Source organism: Paraglaciecola aquimarina (assembly GCF_032464635.1).
Classification (GTDB): domain Bacteria; phylum Pseudomonadota; class Gammaproteobacteria; order Enterobacterales; family Alteromonadaceae; genus Paraglaciecola; species Paraglaciecola aquimarina.
The window spans coordinates 76,344-88,845 of the sequence record NZ_JAWDIO010000001.1; the positions used below are offsets into that span (position 1 = coordinate 76,344).

11 protein-coding genes and 1 pseudogene are annotated in these 12,502 nt (G+C 42.3%); 6 read left to right on the forward strand and 6 right to left on the reverse strand.

The window, feature by feature from the left end:
• Positions 1 to 90: 90 nt before the first annotated feature.
• The 6 genes and pseudogenes from RS130_RS00360 to RS130_RS00390 form a co-directional block, all read right to left on the reverse strand.
• Complete coding sequence (locus RS130_RS00360; protein ID WP_316024278.1) at positions 91 to 327, reverse strand: alpha-L-rhamnosidase C-terminal domain-containing protein; 237 nt, start codon at positions 325 to 327, stop codon at positions 91 to 93.
• Positions 328 to 361: 34 nt separating this feature from the next.
• A pseudogene (locus RS130_RS23635) lies at positions 362 to 1,986 on the reverse strand (family 78 glycoside hydrolase catalytic domain).
• Positions 1,880 to 2,890: an alpha-L-rhamnosidase N-terminal domain-containing protein gene (locus RS130_RS00375; RefSeq protein ID WP_316024281.1), complete on the reverse strand. Its 1,011-nt coding sequence runs from the start codon at positions 2,888 to 2,890 to the stop codon at positions 1,880 to 1,882. The pseudogene RS130_RS23635 and the gene RS130_RS00375 overlap by 107 nt, the downstream one beginning before the upstream one ends.
• Before the next feature lie 120 nt (positions 2,891 to 3,010).
• Positions 3,011 to 4,117: a sulfatase-like hydrolase/transferase gene (locus RS130_RS00380; protein WP_316024282.1), complete on the reverse strand. Its 1,107-nt coding sequence runs from the start codon at positions 4,115 to 4,117 to the stop codon at positions 3,011 to 3,013.
• Positions 4,087 to 4,371 carry an alkaline phosphatase family protein gene (locus tag RS130_RS00385; protein ID WP_316024283.1) on the reverse strand — a complete coding sequence of 95 codons (285 nt, stop codon included), beginning with the start codon at positions 4,369 to 4,371 and terminating at the stop codon, positions 4,087 to 4,089. The genes RS130_RS00380 and RS130_RS00385 overlap by 31 nt, the downstream gene beginning before the upstream one ends.
• Positions 4,344 to 4,670, reverse strand: a complete 327-nt coding sequence (locus RS130_RS00390) for a sulfatase-like hydrolase/transferase (RefSeq protein ID WP_316024284.1) — start codon at positions 4,668 to 4,670, stop codon at positions 4,344 to 4,346. The genes RS130_RS00385 and RS130_RS00390 overlap by 28 nt, the downstream gene beginning before the upstream one ends.
• Positions 4,671 to 5,135: 465 nt before the next feature.
• Here RS130_RS00390 and RS130_RS00395 point away from each other — a divergent pair, with 465 nt between their 5' ends.
• Genes RS130_RS00395 through RS130_RS00420 form a run of 6 tightly spaced genes read left to right on the forward strand, consistent with a single transcriptional unit; the run spans position 5,136 to position 12,336 of the window.
• Positions 5,136 to 6,176 carry an NHL repeat-containing protein gene (locus RS130_RS00395; RefSeq protein ID WP_316024285.1) on the forward strand — a complete coding sequence of 347 codons (1,041 nt, stop codon included), beginning with the start codon at positions 5,136 to 5,138 and terminating at the stop codon, positions 6,174 to 6,176.
• Between the two features lie 25 nt (positions 6,177 to 6,201).
• Positions 6,202 to 8,841 carry a PSD1 and planctomycete cytochrome C domain-containing protein gene (locus RS130_RS00400; protein ID WP_316024286.1) on the forward strand — a complete coding sequence of 880 codons (2,640 nt, stop codon included), beginning with the start codon at positions 6,202 to 6,204 and terminating at the stop codon, positions 8,839 to 8,841.
• Between the two features lie 44 nt (positions 8,842 to 8,885).
• On the forward strand, positions 8,886 to 9,287 hold the full coding sequence (locus RS130_RS00405; RefSeq protein WP_316024355.1) for a DUF1553 domain-containing protein: 402 nt from the start codon (positions 8,886 to 8,888) through the stop codon (positions 9,285 to 9,287).
• A gap of 4 nt (positions 9,288 to 9,291) precedes the next feature.
• Positions 9,292 to 10,824 carry a DUF1501 domain-containing protein gene (locus RS130_RS00410; RefSeq protein ID WP_316024287.1) on the forward strand — a complete coding sequence of 511 codons (1,533 nt, stop codon included), beginning with the start codon at positions 9,292 to 9,294 and terminating at the stop codon, positions 10,822 to 10,824.
• A gap of 14 nt (positions 10,825 to 10,838) precedes the next feature.
• Complete coding sequence (locus RS130_RS00415) at positions 10,839 to 11,768, forward strand: c-type cytochrome domain-containing protein (RefSeq protein ID WP_316024288.1); 930 nt, start codon at positions 10,839 to 10,841, stop codon at positions 11,766 to 11,768.
• A 4-nt stretch (positions 11,769 to 11,772) separates the two neighbouring features.
• Positions 11,773 to 12,336 (forward strand): cytochrome b/b6 domain-containing protein, encoded by a 564-nt coding sequence (locus RS130_RS00420; protein WP_316024289.1) that lies wholly within the window; start codon positions 11,773 to 11,775, stop codon positions 12,334 to 12,336.
• Positions 12,337 to 12,502 lie beyond the last annotated feature (166 nt).

Here is a 12,502-nt window from a genome sequence, read left to right on the forward strand (position 1 = left end):
AATAAAAACTCAATACTAAGCAATATAAGTCATTTGTGGTGCATAAAAAGGCCACCTTTTGATGACCTTTTGTTTGTAAACTTTATGTACTTAAAGGGACACAGCTGCAGAAATCACATAGTGTCCTGGTGGTAAATCCACCAAAGACTGCTTTGTCACTTTAATGTCATTCAACGTTAAACTGGCTGTCTCTACTTTAGGCAAGACTATATCTGCAGTGGAATTCTTCGGGATGGTTACACTCATCATTAATAATCCCTGACTAATTTTCCACTCAACCAAGACTTCGCCCTGCGGCGTTTTATAACCACCTTTGGCTTGACTCAATTGGTCACCAAACTGTGGTTCAATGCGAATGTGTTTAAAGCCAGGCTTTTGCCGGAGTAATACCTAATATACCTTCGTAAAACCAACGAGACACCGTACCGTAAGCATAGTGATTAAGTGAGTTCATGCCTTGAGGATTGAAACCTTCATCGATTGAATATGAATTCCAACGCTCCCAAGTGGTGGTCGCCCCATTGTTAATTGAATAGAACCAAGACGGGTACGATTCTTTAAACAATAATTCATAAATGATGTCACTACGGCCAGCATCTTGTAATACTTGAGTCAACAATGGGGTACCTAAGAAACCAGTTCGCAGATGTGTGTCAGCAATACGGATCAGCTCAATTAACTTGGCGATACCTATATCGCGTTTTTCGACTGGAAATAAATTGTAAGCCAAACCTAGTAAGTAACCTGTTTGCGTAGGCTGGCCAGCTAAGACATTTAAGTTTTCATCATAGAATTTAGCCATATAAGCTGCTTTTATATCAGCATGTAATCGTTTAAGTTGCTCAAGATCTTCTGTTTTGTTCAAGACTTCAGCTGTTTTTATGGTCAACTCTACAGAGCGTGCAAAGTAAGCGGTACCGATTAAACTAAAGTCAGTGTTACCACGATTACCATTTTCCCCGTCCTTTAAATTACTTGGATAAGGCTGTAGCCAATCGCCAAAGGTGGTCATAGTAGAAATTAAGTTGTTACTTTTTTTCTCGTGATATTTTAACCACCCTTTCATCATCTGGTAATTATCAGCCAATATGGTTTCATCACCCGTAACCACGTATAACTCCCATGGAATTATCGTAACCGCATCCCCCATCCCGAAGACGCAAAATTGATCCAATCGACAAAAGGAATATACAAAGGGATTTTTCCATCTGCCCCTTGCTCTTCACGAATGCTTTCTAGCCATGCTGACCAGAAACCATATACATCGGCCATATACATAGACGGGGTGACAAAAACTTGAGCATCGCCAGTCCACCCCAAGCGTTCATCACGTTGTGGACAGTCCAGTGGAATGTCATAAAAATTACTACGCATACCCCAGACAATATTTTCTGATAACTTATTTAACTTAGGGTGAGAGCTGCTAAAGTTTGCATGCACATCTACATCCGAATGTTGGATCATGGCCGTGGCCCAATTTTCAGTTGGTGTTTTGCTGACATCAAAACCAGACACTTCCATATAACGATAACCGTGATAGGTATAAGTTGGCGTGTATTCAATATCGCCCGACTGGCTCGGTAAGTAGTAGTTTGTCGATTCTGCGCTACGGTAATTGTCTGTGTAAAATTCATCTTTATGCAAAGCTTCGGCAAAACGAATTTTCACTTCTTGTCCAGCGATAACAGGTATATTTAGCTTAGGCACCCCTACCATATTTTGGCCAAAGTCGAAGATCACAGAACCATTATTGTGGCTAACAATTTCTTGCACTGGCATCAACTCCGTCACGCGAATTGGCGCATGGCGTTTAGGCCTAAGGCTAATATCCGAGTCAAGTGGTTCAGCAACTGCTGGTAGCCAATTAACTTGGTCAAATTTAGAGGTCGTCCAGCCAAGGCATTTCTTTACCTTGCTCATAACGTTCTCCATCGTAGATACTAGCAAAGCGAATAGGGCCTTGCTGGGAAGTAAACCAGCTTTCATCTGTTACTACTTGCTGAGTTTTGCCATTTGCATAGGTGATCTCGAGTTGCGCCAATAAACGGGCAGGTAGCGCAAATTCTCTGTCGGTAAATTCATAAACCCGCCCGGCATACCATCCACCAGCTAGACTAGCTGATATAGCATTTTCGCCTTGTTTTAAGCTACTGGTTAAATCATAAGTCAGTGTTTCGATACGTTTGGCATAAGGTGTCCAACCTGGGGTCATGACATCTTCTAAGGACACCGCCGAACCATTGATAAAAGGTTTGAATAAACCTTTAGCGGTAATATACAAACGCGCTTGTTTAATTTCTCCTGCAACAGAAAAAGTTTTTCGTAGGTATTGAGGAGTCGCTAGTACGGCTTGCGATGGTTTTTTAGTTAGATCAGTATCTGGGTGGCCAATCCACTTAGCTTGCCAATCTTGATTGGTTAATAACCCTAACTCTACAGATTGCACTTCACTCCATTGTGATGCTTTATCTGCTTCATCCCAAATGCGCACACGCCAATACACTTTTTGGCGAGAGCGCAATGCTTGCCCTTGGTATTTGACCCAAGAAGTCACTTCAGACTGAACTTTGTTGCTATCCCACAAATCAGCAGCTTGTGACAAAATATCTGCACTAGTGGCGACTTGTATTTGATAGGCACTTTGAAACTGGGTACTTGCATCTGAGGCTATCTTCCAAGAAAAACGCGGAGCCGCTTCGTAGTACCCTAATGGATTTTCAAAGCCTTCTCCCACTTTCAGTGAACTAGGCGATAAACTCAATGCGGCGCCTTGCTGTTGTTCAGATGCACTTGCCGTAGTTTCGATTCGAGACGGGCTACATGACACACCCAGCATGGCGACAATCGACAGGGTGACAAATTTATTTACTGTACTTTGCCTAAATGACATAAATAATCCATTCAATAGTTGATAGTGTAAACATGCTTTAGGCATGTCCCCAATAGTTAAAATTTCACTACACTTTGTTGGGTAGCGCTTTCTAGATAACCTATACGTTGAGCAACAAATTTAATTTTTGCGCCTTCTGGCACAGTGATCTGGCTCTTGGTATATGTGCCAAACTGGTGATTCATAATTATTATTTATGATTTTATAACTGATAGATGCCCCGGCGGTATCACTACTCAAGGTCATCAAACCCTGTTTGAACTTCACATTTGGTTTTTTAGTAGTTGGCTGAGAATCTTGCCCATCCCATAATCTTTTAATCAGGTCTTTCTCAGCCAGAGCAGGATTATCTCCCACTTCATCTAGCCACCTATCCATTTCCTGTCGTAACATTTTTAGTTCTTTAGCATAAGCGGGATCACCAGCTAAATCGTTGAGCTCATGAGGATCAGATAGCGTGTCAAATAACTCCTCAACATTCTTTGAACCTCTAAACCATTGGGCCTGAGCTGGATTAAGCTTTTCTTCATTACGTAAACGCAACAATTCTTGCATTGTGGGAATTTTTTCTCGGTACTCCACGGGAAGGTAGTAGCCTTGCTCAGGACGATAATTGCGAATGTATTTAAAACGTTTGTTTTTAACCGCACGTATTACATCAGTAAAGCCATCAAAACGATCCGCAGCAGCGTGAATATAGTCACGTTGTTGCAAACCATTATTAATGAAATCTTGACCATGCATATGTTCAGGAATATCCATACCGGCTAGTTTCATTGTGGTAGGCGCAAAATCCACAAAACTCACTAATTGGTCATCAACCATTCCTGCCATAGCTGCATGTGGATAACGAATTATCAAAGGCACTCTTAATCCACTGTCATACACTAAACGTTTTTGCCTTGGCAATGGTCCACCGTGATCTGAGTAGAAAAAGATTATAGTACTTTCTAACAATCCATCTTGTTTTAGCTGTTCTAATACGGCACCCACTTGGCGATCGGTTTCAGCCAAATTGTTATACATCTTCCATAAATCACGACGTACTAAAGGCGTATCCGGTAAATAAGGTGGAATAGGAAAATTTGCGTCTTTAGGTACATGCACTGCCGTTTTTTGTTCTGCAGATTTGTCCATTGGGTGGGTAGGCAATTTAGCTATTCGCGCTGGATCATCGGAAAAGTAATGTCGAGATTCTATTTTTCTAAAACCATAAGGTTCAAACAAGCCAGATTCATGGGTAGTAGTAAAGTTAACCACCGAAAAAAAGGTTTATCAGCTGGGCGATTACGCCAATGAGCGTATATACCACTATCATCCCATGCATTTTTAGGCGCTTGGAATTGATAGTCTGTTTTGTAATTGTTAGTGGTGTAATAACCTTGCTCTCGCATATATTGACTTAACATTTTAGCCTCTGCGGGAGGAACTGCTCCGTATTTGGGTAAGCCAGTTACTTCTGTGTGTGAGGTGGTACGCATGTGATTGCCCCCACTGAAGATGGGTACATGCCTAACGCTAATCCAGCTCTACTCGGCGCACAAACCCCTGAAGTAGAATAAGCATTGGTATATTTCACGCCTTGTTCGGCTAACCAATCAATATTCGGCGTATATGCAGTATTGTCACCATAAGCCTTAATGATTGGGCTCATATCCTCTAGTACTAACCACAGTATATTAGGTCTGGTAAATTCATTCTTAACCTTTGATTGCGCTGAATTTGCATATACATTGCTACTAACTATCGCCGCAACCAGTACGGCACAAACTCCAATCATTCGAAAACACGACATAGTCATCATTTAAAACCCATAACAAACAAATTCAATCATAAATATACATGACACAAGCTAAATAAACGTTTAATAAATGTTAATTTGTCTTTACGTTTTTCTACAAAAAGCAACGTTTAATAGACAATAGTCACAACAATCATTTACAATCACATTACATCATTATCACTTATATATAACTAGTATGCCATTAAAATTTATTACCAGTTGGGTAGCAGCTCTGGATAATTTGCCTATATTTTATTGCACACCTGACTCAAAGCGATGCGAATATTGTTATTGCAACGAACGTACGAAACTGCGAAGCAACAACCAGCTTAATGGCAAATCAGTTGAGCTCAAAACGTCGACTGACTTCGGCAGTGTTTAAGCAAATCATTCAACCAAACATGACCCACACTCATGATCCAATACGGTCACAACTTCACGCAATTATGGAGCAATAAATAGATGATGGTTTCCCAACAATTTTCACGGATTTTATGCTCAGGTGTACTTTTGTTTTCAGCCCATACCGGTTATGCACATACCAATCATGAGTACACAAATGCAACAAATTATCAGGTTTCTAAAAGCTGGACGAACTTAGCCACTGGACAACAGTTCATTGGTAAATCTCATGGTGAAATAGACGTCGCGCAAGACGGAAAGTTTTATTTAAGTCTAATGAGCACCCCTGAATCAAAAGGCGGCATACATATCTATTCAGCTGCGGGCGAGCGAGTAGGTGAAGTGCCCAATGCACCAGATGATTTCCATGGCTTTGTTATTCATCAAGATAGTAATGGTAAGGAGTACATCTACGGCGCATCTTTGCGAAATAAAAAAATTATCAAAATGACCTTGCAAGGAAGAGTTGTATTAGACGTTGATGCCGTCAAAGCTATCCCTAGTCAATACCATAGTGCAGGCAAACAAAAACTTAAACTAACAGCCATAGATGTAGACGGTTTCGGGGATCTATATGTAGTTGATGGTTACAGCTTAGATTACATTCACAAATTTGATGCTAAGGGCAACTATTTAAGCACCTTTGGCGGCCAAGATTCGCCATATAAATTTGATAACTGCCACAAGATCCATATCGATCCTAGATTTGAGCCTAATCGTCTCATCTGCACCGATCGCAAAAATGGTCGCTTAGTGCACATGAGTTTAGATGGGGGCTTAATTGGCACTTATGCTAGAGATTTACGCCGACCCAGTGCCGTAGCTTTTTATCATGACCTTGCAGCTGTAGCGGAAATTAGTGGGCGAGTGAGTCTGCTAGACAAAAGCGGAAAAACAATTAGCACCTTGGGAACTAACGAGGTTGCAGAAGAAATCAATACCAATGTTACTACACCTAATATGTGGCGAAACGGAATATTTACTGCACCACATGGCATCACCTTTGATAACCAAGGTAACTTATTTGTCACTGAATGGAACAAATGGGGTCGCATTGTACGCTTTGACCTAACTTCGCCTGAGCGCACAACTAAACCTTAATGGTTAAAGTTACTGGTAAATGAATATGAAATATACTTATCTACTAATCCCTGTAGTGCTACTGGCTGCGTACCAAGGATTCAGCCACAAAAGTGAGAATTCTGTACAAAGTCCAACGATCTCTTTTAACCAGCATATTCGGCCGATTCTAAATGAGAGTTGTACTGGCTGTCATGGAGGGGTTAGTAAACAATCAAATGTCTCTTTTATTTACCGTGAGGAAGCACTAGCTCGAGGCCATTCGGGACGTTTAACTATAGTCCCTGGTGACCCAGATGCGTCAGAACTTATCGCTAGGATTGAAGCTACCGATCCTAATATTCGCATGCCATACAAAGCCCCCGCATTGTCAGCAGAAAAAATTCAGCTATTGCGAGATTGGATCGAGCAAGGTGCCGAGTGGGAAGAACATTGGGCATTTATTCAACCTAAAATTCATCAAGTACCCAAAACCAACAATACCAACGTGATCAATAATGAAATTGATGCATTCTTGCAAGCGAAACTAGAAGCAACCAAGTTTAATAACAAGCCTTTAACACTAACTGATACCACTGACAAAACCACGCTCCTCAGGAGAGCGTCATTTGACTTAACTGGCTTACCGCCAACCTTAGCTGAAATCGATGAATTTTTGGCCGACGATAGTAAAAATGCATTTGAGAAGCAAGTCGATCGATTGTTAGCTTCTCCTCGATATGGTGAACGTTGGGCTGCGATGTGGATGGATTTAGCTCGCTATGCAGATAGTCACGGTTATACCCGAGACGAATACCGCGAAACTTGGCCATACAAACAATGGGTCATTCAAGCCTTAAATGCCAATCAATCATACAAGCACTTTGTGATCGAGCAACTCGCTGGGGATTTAATGCCTAACCGCAGCTTGGACAATATAATTGCCAGCGGCTTTCATCGGCAAACGCCTTCGAATAGTGAAGGAGGGACAGATGATGAGGAATTTCGTATGGTCGCGGTGATGGACAGAAGTGCTACCACTTGGTCAATGTTAAACGCCATAACAATGAACTGTGTTCAGTGTCATGCTCATCCTTATGATCCTATAGAGCATGATGAGTATTATCAGTCCTTAAGCTTTTTTAATACCACCAAAGATTCTGATTATCGAGATTACAAGCCACTCTACAAGCTAGCAAAGAATGAACAGCAACAGCAGCAAGCTTTTGAAGTTCAAGAAAAAATGTCCGCCATTGCGCGTCATGAAGCCCACCAAGCATTCATGCTATCTAAGCAAACAGACGAATCAGCATCACCATGGCAAAAGCTCAAAATTGAAACCGCTGTAGGAGACGAATACAGGGGGCTGAATGAATATATAAGTGGTATGCAAAAAGTTAACGAAGAAAGAAAAGCCAAAGGTCAAACGCCCAACTACCAATATATCGAATTGATTAAAGTTGGGACGAAACGGCTTGCAGAACTAGAGCAACAAGGGCTGCGTAAATTTACAGTCAAAGATGGCGAGTATTTTGATCCTGGAAAATACGAGGCACGAGTATATTATCATTTTACAACTGAGCCATTTGATGGAGCTACCAGTATTAGCTCGCTGCGTATGACAGCTATGCCACAGGATCCAATCAAGGCTAGGCACAGCCCAGAGACACGTTTCCAAATCGATGACGTTACGTTATATGTCGTTAAGAAAAATGGTCAAAAACATCAGTTGGCAATTGAATCGTTTATGTCTAACTCGACCGAGGTGATGGACAAACAACTGACAAATTTAGCGCAACTACCTGATAATCATGACGGTCTGAGTACTGGCAAAGGCGTCGGTTGGCTAGCACATCGCATCTATTTACCACGCTGGAGTACGGCGGTACTTGCCGAACCATTAACCCTTGTTAAAGGCGACAGGATTGAAGTTGAGTTAACTCAAATGCAAGAGCAAATTGCTGGCGATTTATTACTGGCAAGGCTTCACCGAGTCAAGCTAGAAGTCACTGACTATAGTGGTTGGACAGAGTATGTCGCCAGTGATAAGCGGCTCAATAATATCAGGCAATATGGCACTCTATCCGAACAACTAAGTCAAATTGATAGTTTTGCAATGCCCGTTATTCTTGAGCAAGACGAATGGGACAATCGCGGCATGGCAAAATTTAACCGCGGAAATATGATAGCGAAAGTCGGACCTTTATTAGACCCAGGCACGCCTGCAATTTTCCCAATGTTTACGCAACAACAAACTCGACTAGGCTTAGCGCAATGGTTCTTCCAGCCAGAACAGCCGCTAACAGCTAGGGTAGCGGTTAACCGGCTTTGGCACCGTCTATTTGGCATAGGCATTGTAGAAACCCTGGAAGATTTTGGCAGTGCAGGTTCGGCTCCATCCCATCCCGAGCTATTAGATTGGCTAGCCCTTAAATTTCAAGAGGACCTAAATTGGGACATGAAAGCTATGTTGAAATTTATGGTAATGAGCCATGCATATCAGCAAAACTCGACGGTATCCCAGCAATTAATCGAGTTTGACCCTCACAACCAGTTATTTGCTAGAGGCCCTCGGCAAAGACTATCTGCTGAAATGATCCGCGATCAAGCGTTAGTCGCTAGCGGTTTAATAGTACATAAAATTGGTGGTGAACCCGTTATGCCTCCCAGCCTGCTGGTATATGGGGTCACCCAGGTAAAAAAGTAAAGCAGTGGACCGACGCAAAAGACGAAAACCGCTACCGCAGAGCCATATACACATTTATTAAACGTGCCTTCATGTACCCTAGCTTTTTGACCTTTGATATGGAAACGCGCGAAATAAGCCACGAACGACGTTTACCCACCAATACTCCTCTTCAGGCCTTGGTCACCTTAAATGATCCCGTTTATCACGAAGCTGCTCAGGCTCTCGGGCAATCGATGTTTGCTAATATCATGGCTAAGGATCAATCGTCAGCCATTCGATATGGTTTCAAAAAGGTGGTATCTCGTGAACCAGACGCTAACGAGCTAAAACGTTTAGAGATTGCCTTGTACGAAATATCGAAAGACATAAAAGACTCTGATTTAGCGCCAAACTTAAGGGTAGGTGCAAAATGGACGGCAATGGCTTCAGTATTGTTGAACTTAGATATTGCGTTAACGAGGTAAAATAATGAAGCACTTTTTTAATCGAGCAAAGCACTCAGATATGCCAAGCCAAGCTGAATTACACCAGCTTAGATACCAACAATTGGCGTTAAACTCCAGACGCGCTTTTTTAACCCAAAGTGGTGGATTAGTTGGAGCTGCTTTTCTAGCCTCTATTATACCAAGTCAAAGTTTTGCAGCAGGGCAACAACTAGATTTCAGCCGACCACTCACCGAGCCTTTAGCGCCTCTTCCACCTCAATATCCGGCCAAAGCTAAGCGCGTAATTCATATGCATATGGTGGGCGCACCTAGTCAACTCGAGTTATTTGACTACAAGCCCGTACTGGAAAAATTTAATGGGCAAGATACGCCTCAATCGTTTCTGGAAGGTAAACAATTTGCTTTTATTTCTGGCACTCCAAAATTATTAGGTCCGCAGTTTCCTTTTAAACAACATGGTCAGTGTGGCGCTTGGGTATCAGACCGTATGCCCTATTTGGCAAAACATGTAGACGATATCTGTTTTATTAAATCAATGAAAAGTGATCAGTTCAATCACGCACCAGCTCAACTGCTCATGCATACCGGCTCACAATTATCAGGCAAGCCGTCAATCGGCTCATGGGCAACCTATGGCTTAGGTACACTAAACCAAAATTTACCTGGCTTTGTCTCCTTAGTATCTGGCACAAATGCTCCGGACGGTGGCAAACAACTTTGGGGTTCTGGATACTTACCCAGCGTATATCAAGGAGTTGAGTGCCGCTCTCATGGCGATCCAGTCTTATACTTGAGTAATCCTAAAAATGTAAGTCGCTCATTACGCAGACGCGTGTTAGATGCAATTTCAGACGTCAACCAACAGTCTTACGACACCTTTGGCGATCCCGAAACCCTCACTCGCATATCTCAATACGAAATGGCCTATCGAATGCAAATGGAAGCATCCGACGCCTTTGATATTAAAAAAGAATCGGCACAAACGCGGGAAAGTTATGGAGCAAAAATCGGCTCTGCAAGTTTCGCCAATAATTGTCTAGTGGCGCGCAGACTGGCCGAACGAGGCGTGAGGTACATTCAACTGTTTGACTATGGATGGGATTCACATGGCTCAGGTAAAAATGGTTCATTACATCATGGCTTTGTAGATTTATGTAAAGGCTCCGACCGACCAATAGCGGCGTTATTAGAGGACCTGAAACAAAGAGGTATGTTAGAAGACACTTTAGTTATTTGGGGAGGGGAATTTGGCCGTACACCTATGCTCGAAAATAGAGGAGGTCAAGACGCGCCCTTTGCAGGACGAGACCATCACCCAGACGCATTCACCATGTGGATGGCTGGCGCAGGAGTAAAAGGAGGATATACCCATGGTGAAACTGATGAACTCGGCTACGAAATTGTCAAAGACAAAGTAGAAATAGCCGACCTGCACGCCACGATTTTGTATCAACTTGGCTTTAATCATTACGATTTAAACTACCGCTTCCAAGGGCTCAATCAACGCCTAACAGGTGTCGAAGAAGCCCATATAGTGTCACAAATATTGCGTTAATGGGGTTGAGAGAAATGACCAAAATGATCACCCCAAAATACTATTTTATTGTGGTGGGGATTCTTAGTTTACTATGGGTATTACTTTACATTCATGCTCACCCGAGTTGGACCCAAAGCATTAGAGAAGCGTTAGGATTACACCCTCACTTGCAAGCTTCCGATAACTCGTTTTATAACTCACGAATTGACCCTATATTTGAAAAGTACTGCACAGCATGTCACGACGACAGCAAAGACAAAGGGCAATTAAGGTTAGACAGCTATCGCCACTTAACGTTTTCGGGAAAAAGCCAATCCGACCTCAGAGCGGCAGACAACAACTTATTAGTACACAGAATGAGTCTACCGAGAACAGATAGAATGGCCATGCCGCCTTTTGGTCGTGAACGCCACACCGAAGAAGAACTCGCGCTAATTGAACTCTGGCTAAGTAAAGGTGGGCGTGGAGACTTAACTGAGGATGATTTTCCTGAAGCGCCTGCTAAAGCCAAAGTAATAAAATTTGCTGACATCAATTGGCAAAAAATTGAAGCAGACCGCGCACCATTCGCGCCTATATTGAAGGACCTGCAAAAACGCTATCCTAATGTGTTGCATTACCAAGCAAGAACCTCAAGTTTAGTAGTATTGGAGGGGTTACCTATAAAGCAGTGGCTCACTGACGATATGCTAAGTGAATTTACTCCCTTGGCGCCAATATTAACGGAGTTACAAATTGCAAGTTCTGCTATTACTGACCATTCCATCGAGTTAATTCTAAACATGCCAAACATCACAGTAATCAATGTAAGCAACACGCAAATCACCAGTAATCGTTTAATCGAGCTATTGGCGCTCGAAAACTTACAGTCTGTGATAGTCAACCAAACAATACTGACTGAACAAATACAAGCCGCTTTTAAACAACGGAATGTCAAACTCGTAAGTGTAAATAAAGGATAAGCCGATGAGAAAAATTAAAATATGGGACAGCCCTACCCGCTTGTTTCACTGGGCGTTAGTTATCAATATCCTTGCTGCTTGGTACACCATAGAGAACCGCATGATAGCGCTTCACGAAATAGCCGGACATACATTAATAGCATTGCTAATATTTAGACTCTGCTGGGGGTTATTGGCTCAACTACAGCAAGATTTAGCCACTTTATTACCCCCTATTTCTGCCATGCACTATTTAATACAATCCTTAAAACTCGAAGCTCATCATAAGATCGGCCATAATCCAGCAGGCGGCTGGATGGTTATTATCATGATGTCAGTTATAGGATTTCAAGCAGTTTCAGGCTTATTTGCCAATGACGACTTAGGCTTTAGCGGCGCTTTGTCAGATTACGTCAGTAAGGCTTTTTCAGATAAATTGACCCAACTTCACGGATTAAATTTCGATTTACTCGTGGCCGTCATATGGATTCACCTAGTAGCGGTCTTTTTCTACGTATTGGTTAAACAAGACAATCTGATCAAGGCGATGATTAGTGGCTATAAATCATGCGAGCGCCCCCCGCTTTAGGGATACGTTTTGTATCAATCTATATTGCAATTGTCGTCTTTTTGATATCGGTTGGACTAAGCGGCTATTTATATTGGCAGTAAAATGACGAATTAGATCGACATGTATCTGTTTTACGACTGTATCCCTAACTGCACTATCAACACCCATCAAAGACCTATAATGA